The sequence below is a fragment of the uncultured Ellagibacter sp. genome (assembly GCF_934636505.1).
Classification (GTDB): Bacteria; Actinomycetota; Coriobacteriia; order Coriobacteriales; family Eggerthellaceae; genus Ellagibacter.
The window spans coordinates 1-16,675 of sequence record NZ_CAKUAL010000043.1; the positions used below are offsets into that span (position 1 = coordinate 1).

Below are 16,675 nucleotides of genomic sequence, written 5' to 3' on the forward strand. Positions count from 1 at the left end.
GCCGAGCACCGCGCTCGCAATCCGCGCGAGCAGGGCATTTCATTTCCGAGCACGAGAAAGAACCAGCATGTCGACCCTAACGGATCAGATTTCCTCACGGCGCACCTTCGCCATCATCTCGCACCCCGATGCGGGCAAGACGACCCTCACCGAGAAGCTCCTGCTCTACACCGGCAGCATCCAGACCGCAGGCTCGGTCAAAGGCAAGTCCAGCTCGAAGCACGCCGTGTCCGATTGGATGGACATCGAGAAGCAGCGCGGCATCTCCGTGACCTCCTCGGTGCTGCAGTTCTCCTATGACGGCTATTGCGTGAACATCCTCGATACCCCTGGCCACCAGGATTTTTCGGAAGACACCTACCGCACACTCATGGCTGCTGACGCCGCGGTCATGGTCATCGACGGCGCAAAGGGCGTCGAGGCGCAGACGAAGAAGCTTTTCAAGGTGTGCACGCTGCGCCATATCCCCATCTTCACGTTCGTGAACAAGCTTGACCGTGAGACGCGCGACCCGTTCGACCTCATGGAGGAGATCGAGACCGTGCTCGGCATCGGCACCTACCCGATGAACTGGCCGATCGGCTGCGGGCAGAACTTCCGCGGCGTGTTCGACCGCCAAACCCGCCGCGTCATCGCCTTCGAGGGCGACGGCCACGCCAACGCCACCAAGAAAGTTGCGGAAATCGAGGCCGAACTCGGCGACGCCGCGCTTGCCGACCTTATCGGGGAAGCGAACCACGCGAACCTCATCGACGACATCGAGCTGCTCGACGGCGCAGGTGACGAGCTCGACCTTAACGCGGTGCGCACCGGCAAGCTCTCCCCTGTGTTCTTCGGCAGCGCGCTCACCAACTTCGGCGTCGAACCGTTCCTGAAAGAGTTCCTGCGCCTCACCCCCACGCCGCTCCCCTACACCGACTGCCTCACGGGCGAGCCGGTCGACCCGATGCGCGACGAGTTTTCAGGATTCGTCTTCAAAATCCAGGCGAACATGGACAAGAACCACCGCGACCGCATCGCCTTCGTGCGCATCTGCTCGGGCAAGTTCGAGCGCGGCATGGACGCAATGCACATGCAGGGCGGCAAAAAGCTGAAGCTCGCCACGGGAACCTCGCTTATGGCGGACGACCGCGCGACGGTCGACGAGGCGTACGCGGGCGACATCGTCGGGCTGTTCGATCCGGGCATATTTTCGATTGGCGATACCGTTTGCGCAGGTAAATGCCGCGTTCAATACCCCGAAATCCCCACGTTCGCGCCCGAGATCTTCGCGCGCGTCACGCAGGTGAACACGCTCAAACGCAAGCAGTTCGTGAAGGGTATGGAGGAACTCGCGCAAGAAGGCGCCATCCAGATTTTCCGCGAGCCGGGCTTCGGCATGGAAAGCGTCATCGTTGGCGTCGTCGGCGTGCTACAGCTCGACGTGCTTGAACAGCGCCTGAAAAGCGAATACGGCGTCGAGGTGCGCAGGCAGGCGCTCCCCTATTCCGAGATTCGCTGGATTATGAACGATCCTTCCACCTACGACATCGCGAAGCTCAACCTGACGAGCGACACGCTGCGCGTCGAGGACATGCGCGGCCGCAAGCTGCTTTTGTTCACGAGCGCGTGGAACGTGAATTGGGCGAGCGAGCGCAACGCTGACCTGGAGCTTTCGGAGGTCGGCAACTTCTCCATCTAGGGGGCGACGATGGAACGAGGCAGACACGACACCTTTGGCGCGCCCGTAGATGATCCTGCGGGCGCAGGTTTTGCTCGCTCCGCACAGGTCTCGATACCCCTCTGTGCATTTGACGCCGAAGGCTCCCACGTAACCGTTTGGCATACTAATTGCCTGGGCGGCAGCGGCAATCACGATACCAATAACGAGCTCAACCACATCGTTTACCTGCATGTTTACGACGGCGACGGTCTCGACGTCCTCAGCGAATGCCAGCGCATCGGCTGCCCGCCTTTCACACTTGTCGCCATCAAGCCCGCCTGCTGGAACGACGACCTTACGCCTTGGGAATGCCCCGGCCTGTTTGCCGACGACGCCCCCTTTGCGGGACACGCCCAAGATCAGCTTCACTTGTTAGAGGAAGAAATCATCCCCCAGGTCGAGCGGGAATGCGGCAAACCCAACAGTCCCCGCATCTGCCGCACCGTCGCGGGTTACTCGCTTGCAGGACTCTTCGCCACCTGGGCGTCATTCAACTCGTCGTCCTTCTCCCGCGTTGCAAGCGCTTCGGGCTCGCTTTGGTATCCCGATTTCGCGCACTTTGCCACCGAGACGCCGCTCGCCTGTCCAATCGATTGCGCCTATTTCTCGCTTGGCAGCAAAGAGGCGAAGACCCCGAGCCGGCTTCTGCGCAACGTCGCAACGGGAACGCACGAGGTCGTAGCCGCATTTCGCAGCAAGGGAGTACCGACGCGATTCGAGTCGAACCCCGGCAACCACTTCAAAGAGCCCGCGCTTCGCATGGCGCGCGGAATCGCCTGGGCAATCAGCCAGCAAGCGCCCAATCGATAGGCTCGACTCCGCATTCCCTCAGCAGGTCGTTTGCGCGGGAGAACGGACGCGAGCCCAAGAAAGCGGGAAGATCGCCAGCCGCACGCGATGCCGAAAGCGGCGAGGGGTGCGTGCTTTTGAGGATGAACTTGCAGGCAAGAGCGTCACCTGAAGAGGAGCCGGTTGCGTCGGCGACAGCGGGGGCGGTACCGCTCGATGCGGGGTCATCGGAGCCAGAGCCCGCAACGCCAGCGCCACCCTCAAGCGCATCCTTCGACACGCGCGCCTTCGCGCTCTCGATCAGCTTGATAGCCGGACGTCCCCACGCCAAAAAGACCACCGGCTGAGGCAAACGCATGCACGCCTCGACGATCGCCGTCGTAACCACCTGCCAACCCAACTTACTGTGGGAGTTCGCTGCGTGCTCCCGCACGGTGAGCGTCGTGTTCAAAAGCAGCACGCCTTGCTGTGCCCACGCAGACAAATCACCGCTCACGGGCATATTGCACCCCAGGTCAGATGCCATTTCCTTATAGATATTGCGCAAGCTTGGCGGAAGCTTCTCCCCGTTGGGCACCGAGAATGACAAGCCCATCGCCTGCCCCGGGCCATGGTAGGGGTCCTGCCCCAGAATGACGGCGCGGACGTCTCCAGGCGCTACATAGACAAGCGCGTTCAAGATGTCGCCTTGCGACGGATAGATGGTCTCTTCCCTTCGCAGGTCGTCAACCTCTAAGAGCAATCGCTGTGCAGTCGCCTTCACCTGCTCGGAAACGAGCGCGAACCACGCATCGATCGATTCCTGTTTTTCCACCGTCGCCTCCAACCGGTCGTCTTCCCGCAGAGCCAATTCACAGCTTTGCGCTCGTCCATTTTAGCGAACAAAGCGACTGCTTTCCCACGAGGCAGCAAAGAGAAGAAGGGGCCTCGGGGGAAGCTGAAGGGGAAACGCTCCCCCCGAGTTGGAAGAGAGTAGTCTAGAAAAGGTCTCCGCGCTTTCGATCCAGTATGGCGCGAACAATGCGAAGCACTGCGTACGCACCGAACACAACGGTGTATGCCACGACACTCTGCGCAGCCGTCATGCCGCCAGAGAGAGCGCTCGGCAAAAGCATTGCAAGCACGTGCACATAGGTCAGGCCGAAAAACACATATGACCATTTCTGCACACGAAACCACGTTTGCGAGTTCATGCGAGCCTTCACGCTGTTAAACGATGTGGCTCCCAAAACAATCAGAAGTACGGTGACGGCAAACGCTACGCCCAAGCCCACAGAAACGAACGGGGAAATCACGCCCGCACCCAACACGCGCGGAACATAGGTCAGGCAGTATGCGAGAATATGCCCTACTATCAGCATGCACGCAATAATGGAAAGCTCCGCCCGAATAGGAGACAGATATTTGCGCAGCTTCGAATCACGCGGAAAGACCCCGACAAACATCACCACGGTAAACAGGGCAACCGCCAGCGTGCCTTTCTGCAATAGCAAGAACAGCACGTTGCGCACGGGCGCCGACAGAGGTAGCAAACCCTGCAATACCCCTATATAGAGCAGCGCCAGCACAATCGCCGCAGCATACCAGATTGCCGGCGCCTTCTTAATGGCAGGCTTCAGCAAAAGTACCGCAACCACAACGCATATGAGCACGATCAAGAATGCCATGAAACCGCCTTTCAGGAAGTACGAGGAGAAACGGTTTCGTCCCCAGCGCCTTCCAATGCAAGACTCGCTTCGAGACCCACTTCGGCTGCCAATTCGCACATGTACCGCTTGCCCATATCGGACAAAGCCTGATATGCAGCCAGCTGGCTAAGACTCCTTACTTCAGACATGAAACGAGGACACCATTTCAAAAAATGGTCGCGGGCAAAAGAATCTAAGCGATCCCGCCACCCCGCTTCAGCAGCGGCATCTCCGACCCGCACAGCTTCAGCCACGCACGCATGCAGATGCGCCAAAAACTCCAATTCGTGGAAAATGCTATCGACAGGCTCACGACGCAAATCGACCGTGGTTACACCCGATTCCGCCATACGGTGCTCAACATCTATAGCGATTCGGGTTCGGAACAATGACGGATCACCCTCAGCGCCCATCATGCGATGCATGAAAGGGCTTTCATAAGGCCAGATCAACACGTCGACGCCTGGCGCCAAAAACAATCGGCTGTACTCACGGCGAAGAGACCCCTGCTCGACTCCCGCAAACGCCTCAGCGCAATGACTCGCCAGACCCGCATCCCCCTCAGATTCTTCCCCGCAAGCATCAATCATGCTCGCGCGCCAATCGGCGAGAAACCGCCCATCGGAAAGCGCCTGAGCAATCTGCTCATTCGGGAAAGAGAAGCCCGCTGCTAAAAGCGCTGCGAGATCGGACAAACCCACGGCTCTGTGCAGTTTTCGATCAACGCTTTCGCTCATGAATCGCTCCGTTCAATTCAGAGCCGCCGCATCCTTTAGGAAACGACGGCTCGAATAACACAGTTACTTGGTCAGGTAGAACACGTTAGGGCCAGTCCCTACCGATTCGCGCAGCTTGTAATAGTTGCGCCCCTCGATAGCCTTCGAAACCTCCGACTCCGGATCGTCCAAATCACCCCAATACCGCGCACGGCCCATGCACAGCTGCATGCATGCCGGAACCTCTCCCCTATCGATCAAATTGTGGCAGAACGTGCACTTCTCCACCGTTCCTGCCTCGTGAATAGGGGCATCGGCCTCTCCCACCACGACATCGAGATAGTACTCGGGTTCCCCCTCGTTCATCGAGCGGACATTATCGTAAGGGCACGCCATCATACACGAACGGCAACCGATGCACAGCGACGAGTCCACATATACGATTCCATCGTCGCGCTTCTTCGTCGCACCCGTCGGGCATACCCTCAGACAAGGAGGATTCTCGCAATGCTGACACTGCACTGGAAGGAATTCCAGCACGCAATTCGGGAATTCGCCGAATGCGTTGTCGTTGGCAACTGCCCCGTGCACAACCGCTGTGCCAAAATCATCGGGATCGGTGCTCGTTTTCGTATATACCGTGTTGTAAGTGATGTTCTTAGGCAGATTATTCGCGATTTTACATGCCGTGGCGCACGCCTGGCAACCAACGCAACGCTCAAGGTCGATAGCCATTCCGTATCGAGTCATAATATCAATCCTCCTACAGCTTCTCGACGGCCACAGCCTGGTCGAAGTAGCACTGATTTCGTGTTACTTGGTTGTAGTCGTTAAACGAAATAGTGGCGAAGTCGCCATCGATATGCTCACGGGTAAGGAAGCTGCGAGGGCAGTTGATGGTCTTTGGCGCCTGGCCGGAATTGATAGTGGCAAGCAACGTTACCGAACCGCGATCATTGTAAAGGCGCACGGTATCACCCTCGGATATCCCCAGCTCCTTTGCATCATCGGGGTTGAATCGGGCAATAGGCTGCCGCTCGTATTCCTTCATGTAGTCCACGTCCCACCATTGCGTATGGTTGCGTGTGCGCATATGCTCGCCGAGGACCGAGAAGGGATACTTTTCGCGGATTGGCGCCTCCAAGTTCGCCTCCCGCGCAGGCTCCCAGTAGAAAAGCAGATGCTCCTTGCTTTCGTCGATTTCCTGGCCCAAGTTATATTCAGGAACGACCTTTTCCGTCCACATTTTCGCACGGCCGCTCTGATGGAAGAACTTGCCGCCCATGAAGGGATTCTCCTTGAGCTGATGGTTGCGGGCAATCTTCGTTTCACGAAGAGAATCGTACGTAATGCCTTCTTTTTTCGCCACGGGACTGTTGAGCCACAAAGAGATGTAGTCCTTTTCCGAGAAGTCGAAGAAGTCCTCGAAGCCCATCGCCGAACCAATCATCTTGTAGATCTCGAAGTCGGACTTGCTCTCATACAGAGGCTCAGTCGCTTTATCGTTGTACACCAGATAGGGCATATTGTACGAGCGAACGCGCAAGTCCTCGCACTCGAACCAATGACACGCAGGAAGCAAGATATCGGCGTACAAAGCCGTATCGCTCATGGTCATCTCCTCGACAACCAAGAACTCAACCTCCTTGAGCGACTTGATGGTTTCGTTCTGCTCGGTCTGATTCGACACAATGTTAGTACACGAACAATACAAGCTCTTCAGAGGGAACGGCTTGCCCAGCAGCTCTTGATCGTGAATGATGCTGTACAGTGCCGTCCAGTTGATATTTCGACCAGGTCCAGCAGGCTTTTCGCCCTTAGAGCTCGGCTGATTGATGCAGCCGTTCGAGTTGCTGACACCGAAGCTACCGCCTCCGGAGATAAGACCAGCGGATTCCTTGCCAATGTTGCCGGTAACAACCATAAGCAAGAAGATGAGATCGTACGTATAGATGGCGTTGAAGTAGTGGTTCAGGCCCTGATTCATGCCAGTGAGCACTGGGCCTTCCTGGCCGTACATGCGAGCGAGGCGTTTGATGTCTTCGACGGGCACTCCCGTAACCTCAGAAGCCTTTTCGGGAGTCCATTTGCCGATAGCCTCGAGAGCCATATCCCACACCAGACGCACCTTAAAGCCTTCGACCTCTTCAGGAACATTCTCGAGCGCCGGCTTTTCGGCTTCCAGATGGGACTTCGCAGATTGCGTCGCCTCATCCCATACGACTTCGGGATCGATGGTCACTTCCATGCCATATGCATTTTTCCCCGTAGTAGGAGCAACGCCCAAATCACTCATACGCAGGAAGGTGTTGTCCTCTTTTACGAGGAACGGGGCTTCGGAATGGGCGCGCATAAATTCAGTGTCTTGCCAGCCTTGTGCCAGGACCTCGCTCAGTATGCCGAACACGAGCGCTCCATCGGTAGCAGGATGCACTGGAACGAACCAATCGGACTTTGCCGCATTCGTGTTGTACTGGATGTCAATTGTTGTGAGCTGCGCGCCAGCATCCTTGGCGTCAAGGTAAAAATGCATCATGCGCTTGCAGGAAACGGCAGGATTGCAGCCCCAAATGACAATATGGTTTGCGCCGTTCCACTCGAGCGGGCTGACGAACGCAGATCCGGGGCCGAATACTTTCACCATAGCCGATTGGAAAGCGATATCGCGGTCGGGAAGCACGCTGCAAGCCCCCATAACGGTCTGCAGATGCTGCATAACCGACCCATCGGCAGTTCCTCCGCCCAAAACAGCAGTGTTTCCGCTCCCCAAGAAAAACGCGATGGACTCCGGACCATACTCTTCCCGATAACCTTTCCATTTGTCGGTTATCTCCTGAATGGCCTCATCCCAGCTGATGCGCTCAAACTCGCCTGCACCGCGTTCGCCCACGCGACGCATGGGATACTGCAAACGACCCGCACTGTACACACGCGCAGGATGGCTCAAGCCCTTCGGGCAGATATGCTCATAGAAAGGCTCCTCTTCGATGTGGCCGGCCGTAGTCCGCACGATCTGCCCATCGCGCACGTGCACGTTCAGATAACAGCCCTGGATGCACTGCGAGCGGCATGAGCCGGAAAATATCTCTTCGGTGCCAGCCTTCGACGAATCCGCCGTATGCGGCGCCAAACCGCCAGTGTTTGACGAGCAGCCAGAAAGAACGCCAGCGGCAGTGAGGGCTGCAGCTCCTGCGATAAACGAACGGCGGGTAAAGCCGCGGAAATTGCTGGAAGCAATATCAGTCATCTTTTCTCCCTTTCCTTACAGAGCACACGCGGCATAGAAACCGTAGCGAGCCAGGGCAATACCGACGAACGCGCAGGCAAACGCAACCTTTACGGCAGTTGCGGCAGACATTTTGCCCGACCTTGTCATGAACTGCAGAGCAGCAGCAACGGCTACGACTACAGCACCAACGGCCAAAAGCACCATACTCGCACCGACGCTTGCAAAGTGCACAGCTTCGAGCACAACACCCACAGCAGCGAATGCGCTCAATGCGGCAGAAGCCGTCAGATACGTGCCGTTCTTCATCAGATCGGACTCGAGAAGAGCAAGGAACACAGCACCCATGGCCAAGTCACCAAGGATAAACAGCAGAAACGTCTGCCACGACGCCCATGCAGTCACGCCAATGGACACGAAATAGGCATTAGACATCACGAGCATAAGACCCAATGCGGCAATACCACCCACGATGCGCAGCCCACGAGGAGAAGCGCCCTTCGTCTTGGAAATCACCAGATCAATCAACAGAATAACGCCCAGGGCTATCGACCAGTACGCCTCCTGAGCAATCATAGCGCCAGGCTGCGAGAGCGCGACGAACAAACGCTCGGGACGACCCAGGTGCAACGGCAGGCCTGCCAAGCCCACAGCCAAAAGCACCAAGCACACCAGCGGGAACAGCCACGCCTTCTTAGCGTCTTTGCCCACCGGAAACGCAACACTCACCACATACGCGCCGGCAGCTACACCTGCCAATGTCGTAAACAGAAGCAACGGAAACTCAGAAATCATTGCAACACCTCGCTATCAGCCTCGGTGCCGAAGATAGGTAAGCGATCGCGCGCTACGCCGTTCCCCTCCGGACTGACCCCCAATAGATTTTGAGCGCTCGCCTTTTTCGCGAGATACACCCCTCGGATGGAATTACGGCACCCCTCCGCGGCCGACAGAACAAGCCGTATCCATTCGTTGGTGTCATAGTATTGCGATTCACTGCATCAGTCAATAGGTATTTCCCTATTGCATCATTTCGTGGGATAATAACAGTAGTCGAAGAGAACAGACGAGGACATGCTCTACGGTTCATTGGTCATAGCATATTTATTTCTAGGCGGCACGGCTGCAGGTGCGCTTTTCGTCGTCTCTGTGTGGAGTCTCCTCTTTCGACGAGCACAGCGCCCCTCTCGATTACAAACCGCATTCGAAGCGTTGCGACGGCGTGTGTATATCGCAGGCGTCGTCTTGCTCGTGTTCGCCATGGTTTGCCTGCTGTGGGACCTGGGAAATCCCGGACGCGCGTTATTAGTGTTTCTCCATCCTCATCCCACCGTCATCACCTTCGGTGCCTACACGCTTGCCATTGAAGCGCTTATGGCAACTTTGCTGTCTCTCGCATCGCTATCGCAAAGCCCCCTTTCGCTTCACGGACGCGCACGAGGCGTCGTCGAGATACTCTGCTGCGTAGGGGCACTGGCGACAATGGCATATACGGGAGTATTCCTGTTCCAAGGTGGCATACCTTTCTGGAATCATTGGTCAATTATCGCCCTATTCGTTCTTTCATCTCTTTCGTCAGGCGTATCTGTAGTGCTTTTAATTGACTGGGTCACGCAAGGGCAGTCTCTTCTGTTGCGCGCGACCAAGCCGCTTCAACTTTGCCATATAGCGTGCCTTATTGCAGAAGCGATCTTTCTGGCCATCTTTTCCTTTGCAACATTTGGCAACCCCTCGGCAAACGCGTCCGTCAATCTTTTGATGGAGCCCGATATGCTGGCCATAGCACTCGTTGGCGTAATGGGCGCAGGAATCGTGGTGCCCCTCACGCTTGAAACCTACTCGGCAACGCGCAAGGAATGCCGCACCATACCCGTATCCGATTTTGTATGCTTGTTCGGCGGGCTATGCCTACGGTACTGCCTGATTGCATGCGGGGCCCATTGATGAAGCTATACCACCATAGACCGCAAACGACGAAAAACGACAAGATCGATCCAAAAAGGTGACAGATTGCAAACTAATGAAGACAACGTTGTATTTCGCGTAGACGAAGCATCCGACCTGCCCATATGGGCCCAGCTGCGAAACCGCTTCTCCTACCTGATCCGCACGGGTGTTCTCAAGCCGGGAGAGCAGCTTCCCAGTGTACGCGGGTTAGCAGCAGACGCAAAGATCAATTACAACACCGTGACGAAAGCGTATCGCGACCTCGAGCTTTCTGGGTTGATTGTATCCGTACGAGGACGCGGCATGTTCGTGCAGCGAGACATTTCGCCTGACGAATCCGAAGAGGATGCAATCGATGCCCTGCTCGAAAACTGCATCAGACAATACCGATCGAAGGGCATGACGTATCGCGAGACCCGCGATCGCATGCTTTCAGTCATCGACGATATGGAGCGCAAGTCCCGTGAAGCAGAAGAGGAGAAGCGTGACTATGGGATTTCTTAACAACAAGACGAAAAACGCTGCTGCACAAGCCGTAAACGCCCGTTCCGCCGAAATCGAGTTCTTGAATTCTCCGAGCACCAGGCACGTGAACGACAACGCTGCGAATGTGTTTTCGGCGTTCACGTTCATCATCGTGTTCGCACTTGTCGCCGTTATCGGATACTTAATTGCCGGCGCAATGAATATCTGGGTTCTGTGCATCGGATTCGCTTTGGCAACGATAGCCATTTTCACGGTGCACATCGCTTCGCAATGGGAACGCGACGTCATCTTGCGCCTAGGCGCATTTAACCGCATGGCGGGACCTGGCCCCTATTTCACTATCCCCTTCATCGAGCACGTCGCACTCAAAGCAGACCTGCGCACGATGCTGACAGGCTTTAGCGCCGAGGAGATTTTGACTTCAGACCTCGTGCCCGTCAATGTGGATGCTGCCATATTCTGGATGATTTGGGACGCGGAAAAAGCCTGCATGGAAGTGGAGAACTACTACGACGCCGTGTCGATGGCGTCGCAGACAGCACTTCGCGACGCGATCGGCAGAAACAGCTTGTCCGACGTAACCGTCCATCGCGACAAGTTGGACCAGGAACTCCGCGACAAGATTGAAGAGAAAACAAGCCCTTGGGGCATATCCATCATCTCAGTGGAAATCCGCGACATCGTGATCCCGAAAGAGCTCCAAAACGCCATGGCGGCAGCAGCGAAAGCAGAGCGTGAAAAGGACGCACGCATCGTGCTCGCGGAGGTCGAGAAGGATGTGGCCGCCATGCTCCATGATGCCACCGAAATCTACCAAAATGACGAAATCGCCTTCAAGCTACGCCAGATGCACCTGGTAAACCAGAGCCTGCGCGAATCGGGCGGCTCGCTTGTCGTGCCGAGCTCTTATGCCGAGGGCTTCGTCGAGAAAACAGCAGGCACCACGCCCCCAACGCAGCAATAGCGCATCTAAGCAGAGCGCTGCGCCGCCCAACGCAACCGGCAAACCGCGAGCGAACAGCGCGCAGTTCGGCCCAGCGTCAGAATATGCCCGAGCGCTTCGCAGCTGTTCAGCCCACCTCACCTCAAACGAAAGAAGGCCGCCCGAGGGCGGCCTTCTGAACACTTAGGAGCCTATTCGCTACAGGTGCAGCACGCGGTCCTTGATTTCCTGCGTACGGCCCTGGTTCCAGAACTGCGTGCCGATGTATCCGCAGGTGCGACGTGCAACGTTGAGCTTTTCCTGATCGCGATTGCCGCAGTGCGGGCACTCCCACACCAGCTTGCCGTCGTCTTCCACAATCTGAATCTCACCGTCGAAGCCACACACCTGGCAATAATCGCTCTTCGTGTTGAGCTCCGCGTACATGATGTTGTCGTAGATGTACTGCATAACGCGGATGACGGCCTTCAGGTTGTCCTGCATGTTGGGGACTTCAACATAGCTGATAGCCCCGCCCGGAGACAGACGCTGGAATGCGCTTTCGAACTTCAGCTTGTCGAAGGCGTCGATCTGCTCGGTCACATGCACGTGGTAGCTGTTCGTGATGTAGCCCTTGTCGGTAATGCCGGGAATCACGCCGAAGCGACGCTGCAGCGCCTTCGCGAACTTGTACGTGGTCGACTCGAGCGGCGTGCCGTAGAGCGAGAAGTCGATATTGGTCTCCGCCTTCCACTCGGCACACTTGCCGTTCATGTGCTGCATGACCTCCATGGCGAACGGCGTGCCCTCCGCCTCGGTGTGGCTGTGGCCGGTCATGTACTTCACGCACTCGTAGAGCCCCGCGTAACCAAGCGAAATGGTGGAATACCCGCCGTAGAGCAGCTTGTCGATCGGCTCGCCCTTCTCGAGGCGCGCAAGCGCACCATACTGCCACAGAATCGGCGCGGCATCGGAAAGCGTGCCCTTCAGGCGATTATGGCGGCACATGAGAGCCTTGCGGCACAGCTCGAGACGCTCGTCGAAAATCTCCCAGAACTTCGCCTTGTCGCCATGAGAAGAAAGCGCCACATCAGGCAGGCTGATGGTCACAACGCCCTGGTTGAAGCGCCCATAGTACTTCGGCTTGCCCGGCTCGTAGTTGCCCGCGTTCGCCACGTTGTCGTAGCCGTTGCCGGAACGGTCGGGCGTAAGGAAGCTGCGGCATCCCATGCACGTGTAGCAATCACCGTTGCCTTCGGTCTCGCCCTTGGACAGCTTCATCTCGCGCATCTTCTTCTCGGAGATATAGTCGGGCACCATGCGCTTCGCCGTGCACTTCGCCGCCATCTGCGTGAGATAGAAATACGGCGAGTCCTCGCGCACATTGTCTTCCTCGAGCACGTAGATGAGCTTGGGGAACGCCGGCGTGATCCACACCCCGGCCTCGTTTTTCACGCCCTCGTAGCGCTGGCGCAGCGTCTCCTCGATGATCATGGCGAGGTCGTGCTTCTCCGCCTCGGAGCGAGCCTCGTTCAGGTACATGAACACGGTGACGAACGGAGCCTGGCCGTTGGTGGTCATCAGCGTGACGACCTGGTACTGGATGGTCTGCACGCCGCGGCGGATCTCGTCGCGCAGGCGGCCTTCCACCACTTCGGCGATGCGGTCGGCGTTTGCCTCGAGCCCAAGCTGGTTGATTTCCTGAAGCACCTGGCGGCGGATCTTCTGGCGGGAAACGTCGACAAAGGGCGCCAAATGTGTGAGCGAGATAGACTGCCCGCCGTACTGGCAGCTGGCCACCTGCGCGATGATCTGCGTCGCAATGTTGCAGGCAGTGGAGAAGCTGTGCGGGCGCTCGATCATGGTACCCGAGATGACGGTGCCGTTCTGCAGCATATCTTCCAGATTCACCAGGTCGCAGTTGTGCATATGCTGCGCGAAGTAGTCGGAATCGTGGAAGTGGATGATGCCTTCGTTGTGCGCGCGCACCACCTCAGGCGGAAGCAGCAGGCGCATCGTGATGTCCTTGGACACCTCGCCCGCCATATAGTCGCGCTGCACGGAGTTCACCGTGGGGTTCTTGTTGGAGTTCTCCTGCTTCGCCTCTTCGTTGTTGCACTCGATGAGCGAGAGGATCTTGTCGTCGGTCGTGTTGGAGTGGCGCTTTAAGGACTGCACGTAGCGGTAGATGATGTACTTGCGCGCCACGGTGTAGCGGCCCTGCGCCATGATCTGGTCTTCCACCATGTCCTGGATTTCCTCGACCGACACGGTGTGGCCCGAGCGACCGCACAGCCACTCGACGCTATGGGCGGCGAGCGCAACCTGCTCGTCGGTCAAGCGCTCGTTTTGCGGAACCTCGTTGTTGGCAGCCTTGATGGCGTTCACAATCTTGTCGATGTCGAAGGGCACTTCCGAGCCGCTGCGTTTGATGATCTTCATGGCACTTCCTCCTCGTTGCTTATCTGAAACCGTCTTGGTCGCCCGTAATGGGGACACGACCGTGCGGGAAGGTATTTCCCGACGTCAGAGACGCTGCTCACGATCTTTGAGGGGTTTACTGCGTGCGGACGCCTGCGCATCCGCCTATCTGTTGTGCTTATGATACGACATTCAAACACTATATATTGTGTTTTCTTGTTTGGAAAAATCCATAGATGGTGTTTTCCCGATAGTTTTCCACTTGCCCAAAAAACGGCATAACCCCACCTCGTCACGAAAGGCGCGCATTGTTTGAGCTCCTCGAAAACGCAGTTTTCCACCACCGCAAAACCCCAGGAGAAAATTTTTTGTGCGCCGAAGGCTCGCGGGAGGGGGTTGACAAGCGCAGCACCGCGGCTGCGCTATACTTTCACGCATGGCAAGCTATCAGCATATCTCGCACGGGTTCGACCCGGTATTCGACGAGCATTCCCGCATCCTCGTGCTAGGGTCGTTTCCCTCGGTGCTCTCGCGCGCAAACGCCTTCTACTATGGCAACCCGCAAAACCGCTTCTGGCGCGTCATCGCGCACTCCCTCGGCAAGCCGGTGCCGCCCAACGAAGGCGAGCCCCTGCCCCCGAACGGCAGCGTGGCATCGCTTGAAGAGTCGATCGCCGCGAAGAAGGCGCTTCTCCTCGAGGGCGGCATCGCGCTGTGGGATGCCATCGAGAAGTGCGACATTAAGGGGTCCTCGGACGCGAGCATCAAAAACGTCGTGCCCGCGCACATCGAGCGCATCACCGAAACCGCACGCATCGAGGCCGTCATCTGCAACGGCGCCACGGCAGGCCGCCTCTACAAGCGCTACCTGCAGTGGAAGGTCGGGCTTGTCGCGCACGTACTCCCCTCGACAAGCCCTGCGAACGCCGCCTGGAAAACCGAGCGCCTCATCGAGCGCTGGGGCGACGAGCTCCACGCGATTATCGACGAACTGGCGAAAGAAGACCAGCAACGGGAAACGACGGCAGACGAAGGCACTCCTGAAGAGCCGCGCCGCGGCCGCGCAAAGGGAAGCGCGACCACCCGCGCCCGCAAAGGCGGATCCATTTCCTATGGCACCATACGAATCGACGCCCCTGCCGCCTCGAACTTCGCGGTGCACAAGTCGATGCAGGGAAACAAGCGCGCCAACACCAAGCCCGAGCTTTTGATGCGCGAACGGCTGCGCGCGGCGGGACTTGGCGGATACCGTCTGCAGTGGAAGGTCGCGGGGCACCCCGATATCGCCTGGCCAGGCAAGAAAGTCTGCGTGTTCGTGAACGGATGCTTCTGGCACCGATGCCCGCACTGCAAACTTTCAACCCCGAAGAAGAACGTGGAGTACTGGACTGCGAAGTTCGAGCGAAACGTCGAGCGCGACCGCGAGAACGTCGCCGCGCTCGAAGCAGACGGCTGGCGCGTTCACGTGGTATGGGAATGCGAGCTGAAAAAGAAGACGATCGATGCCACGCTGGCGAAGCTTCTCCCCGAACTCGCGAATGAGCTGGGGAAAGAGGTTACGCCTGCCGCAAGCGCACCGGCAAGCACACCGACAAGCGAGCCCAAGCGCTACTACCTCTACGTCCTCGAATGTGGCGATGGCACGCTCTACACCGGCTACACCCCCGACATCGAGGCACGCCTCGCCCAGCATCGCGCAGGCACGGGTGCAAAGTACACGCGCGGGCGCGGGCCGCTCACCCTGCTCGCAAGCGCGGAATTCCCCACCAAGCACGACGCGATGAGCGCAGAATATCGCTTCAAGCGCCTCACGCGCGACAAGAAAGACGCCCTGCTTGCGAAGGCTGCCGCATCGAAAGAGCCCTTCGAGCGCATACTGGAGGAAGCGTTCGCGAAATAGGGCGCCTCGCAAAGCCAGCCACGCACTCGCAGCCTCACTCCCGAGCAGCCGTTGACAGTCGCGCCATCAGCACTCGGCAACGGGGCGGCGAGTAAATCCGCCCACAACAAAATGGACCCATTCAACAACGAAGCGCTGCACCATCGCCGGCGCAGCGCTTCGTCCATTCCCTTGATTGTCGCAACGAGGGCCAGCTCCTACTCGAAGCCGTAGAGGTCCTTCGTCGCTTCCTGGAACGCAGCGTACACTTCCATCGCCACGCCCTCGTCTTCCACGAGCTCGAAGCCGGACGGCTGGTCGTCTTCGTCGAACTCCACCGCCTCTAGAATGATCACCTCACCGGAGGAAAGTGCCGGCTCCTCTTCGCTCACCGGAAAGAAAATGCCATAGCGATGGCCGCCATGCAGAAGCAGGCCGAGAAACTCCAAAACGGTCGCGTCGCCTTTGGAGTCCTCGAAGTTGATGGTCAAGCCCTCCTTGACGGGCGGGCAAAAATTAGGGTTCGAACCTTCGCGCACGGGGCGCTCCTCTCTCTTCGCGCACCGATTGGGTGCCGCATTCTCCTAGCTGTAAGTCTTACCCGTAAGTATAGAGCGAGCCCCCGCCTTATCGTGCGAGGGCTCGCAAATCAATCGCATTCGCGCAACCTGGCAAAAACCGCTCCGCCTTACCTCTTCCCCTTGCGCTCGGCACGCGAAGGCTTCTTCTTGCCGAAGTCGGGCGAAACCGCCGCATCGTGGGGAGACACTGCCGAAGTCACAGCCGTCGCGCCCTCGGAAGCGCCAGCGTCCACCGAAGAAGCCGCATCACCAGCAGCCGCCGCAGCCACAGCGGGAACAGCCGCACCCGGAAGGCGGTTCAGGAACCAGCGCTGGATG

At 57.9% G+C, this 16,675-nt stretch carries 15 protein-coding genes; 6 read left to right on the top strand and 9 right to left on the bottom strand.

Going from position 1 to position 16,675, the window contains the following annotated elements:
• Positions 1 to 67: 67 nt before the first annotated feature.
• On the top strand, positions 68 to 1,681 hold the full coding sequence (locus tag Q0G18_RS06135; protein ID WP_297150790.1) for a peptide chain release factor 3: 1,614 nt from the start codon (positions 68 to 70) through the stop codon (positions 1,679 to 1,681).
• Between the two features lie 9 nt (positions 1,682 to 1,690).
• On the top strand, positions 1,691 to 2,512 hold the full coding sequence (locus tag Q0G18_RS06140; RefSeq protein ID WP_297150793.1) for an alpha/beta hydrolase-fold protein: 822 nt from the start codon (positions 1,691 to 1,693) through the stop codon (positions 2,510 to 2,512).
• On the opposite strand, the gene Q0G18_RS06145 is transcribed toward Q0G18_RS06140, so the two are convergent.
• The 6 genes from Q0G18_RS06145 to Q0G18_RS06170 form a co-directional block, all read right to left on the bottom strand.
• A complete protein-coding gene (locus Q0G18_RS06145; protein ID WP_297150797.1) occupies positions 2,487 to 3,341 on the bottom strand; it encodes a uracil-DNA glycosylase in 855 nt (284 codons plus the stop codon). The two genes, Q0G18_RS06140 and Q0G18_RS06145, sit on opposite strands and share 26 nt — an antisense overlap.
• A 127-nt stretch (positions 3,342 to 3,468) precedes the next feature.
• Positions 3,469 to 4,158, bottom strand: a complete 690-nt coding sequence (locus Q0G18_RS06150) for a ferric reductase-like transmembrane domain-containing protein (RefSeq protein WP_297150799.1) — start codon at positions 4,156 to 4,158, stop codon at positions 3,469 to 3,471.
• An 11-nt stretch (positions 4,159 to 4,169) separates the two neighbouring features.
• Positions 4,170 to 4,916, bottom strand: coding sequence for a molecular chaperone TorD family protein (locus Q0G18_RS06155; protein ID WP_297150802.1), 747 nt, complete (start codon positions 4,914 to 4,916; stop codon positions 4,170 to 4,172).
• 63 nt (positions 4,917 to 4,979) lie between these two features.
• Positions 4,980 to 5,645: a 4Fe-4S dicluster domain-containing protein gene (locus Q0G18_RS06160; protein WP_158048747.1), complete on the bottom strand. Its 666-nt coding sequence runs from the start codon at positions 5,643 to 5,645 to the stop codon at positions 4,980 to 4,982.
• Between the two features lie 13 nt (positions 5,646 to 5,658).
• Entirely contained in the window at positions 5,659 to 8,142 is a 2,484-nt protein-coding gene (locus Q0G18_RS06165) for a molybdopterin-dependent oxidoreductase (protein ID WP_297150806.1), read from the bottom strand.
• A 15-nt stretch (positions 8,143 to 8,157) separates the two neighbouring features.
• Positions 8,158 to 8,916: a DmsC/YnfH family molybdoenzyme membrane anchor subunit gene (locus Q0G18_RS06170; protein WP_297150808.1), complete on the bottom strand. Its 759-nt coding sequence runs from the start codon at positions 8,914 to 8,916 to the stop codon at positions 8,158 to 8,160.
• 279 nt (positions 8,917 to 9,195) lie between these two features.
• On the opposite strand from Q0G18_RS06170, the gene nrfD reads away from it, so the two are divergent.
• The 3 genes from nrfD (at position 9,196) to Q0G18_RS06185 (ending at position 11,518) form a co-directional block, all read left to right on the top strand.
• Positions 9,196 to 10,065, top strand: a complete 870-nt coding sequence (nrfD, locus tag Q0G18_RS06175) for an NrfD/PsrC family molybdoenzyme membrane anchor subunit (protein ID WP_297150811.1) — start codon at positions 9,196 to 9,198, stop codon at positions 10,063 to 10,065.
• A gap of 66 nt (positions 10,066 to 10,131) precedes the next feature.
• Complete coding sequence (locus Q0G18_RS06180; protein WP_297150814.1) at positions 10,132 to 10,572, top strand: GntR family transcriptional regulator; 441 nt, start codon at positions 10,132 to 10,134, stop codon at positions 10,570 to 10,572.
• Entirely contained in the window at positions 10,559 to 11,518 is a 960-nt protein-coding gene (locus tag Q0G18_RS06185; protein ID WP_297150818.1) for a slipin family protein, read from the top strand. Before Q0G18_RS06180 ends, Q0G18_RS06185 begins: the two co-directional genes overlap by 14 nt.
• Before the next feature lie 177 nt (positions 11,519 to 11,695).
• Here the strand turns inward: Q0G18_RS06185 and nrdD are convergent, their stop codons facing one another.
• On the bottom strand, positions 11,696 to 13,918 hold the full coding sequence (nrdD, locus tag Q0G18_RS06190) for an anaerobic ribonucleoside-triphosphate reductase (protein WP_297150821.1): 2,223 nt from the start codon (positions 13,916 to 13,918) through the stop codon (positions 11,696 to 11,698).
• A 415-nt stretch (positions 13,919 to 14,333) separates the two neighbouring features.
• Here nrdD and vsr point away from each other — a divergent pair, with 415 nt between their 5' ends.
• Positions 14,334 to 15,797, top strand: coding sequence for a DNA mismatch endonuclease Vsr (gene vsr, locus Q0G18_RS06195; protein ID WP_297150824.1), 1,464 nt, complete (start codon positions 14,334 to 14,336; stop codon positions 15,795 to 15,797).
• A gap of 197 nt (positions 15,798 to 15,994) precedes the next feature.
• Here the strand turns inward: vsr and Q0G18_RS06200 are convergent, their stop codons facing one another.
• Both Q0G18_RS06200 and Q0G18_RS06205 read right to left on the bottom strand, forming a co-directional pair.
• Complete coding sequence (locus Q0G18_RS06200; RefSeq protein ID WP_297150827.1) at positions 15,995 to 16,315, bottom strand: DUF1292 domain-containing protein; 321 nt, start codon at positions 16,313 to 16,315, stop codon at positions 15,995 to 15,997.
• Positions 16,316 to 16,464: 149 nt separating this feature from the next.
• A partial coding sequence (locus Q0G18_RS06205; protein WP_297150831.1) for a hypothetical protein occupies positions 16,465 to 16,675 on the bottom strand: 211 nt, incomplete at its 5' end.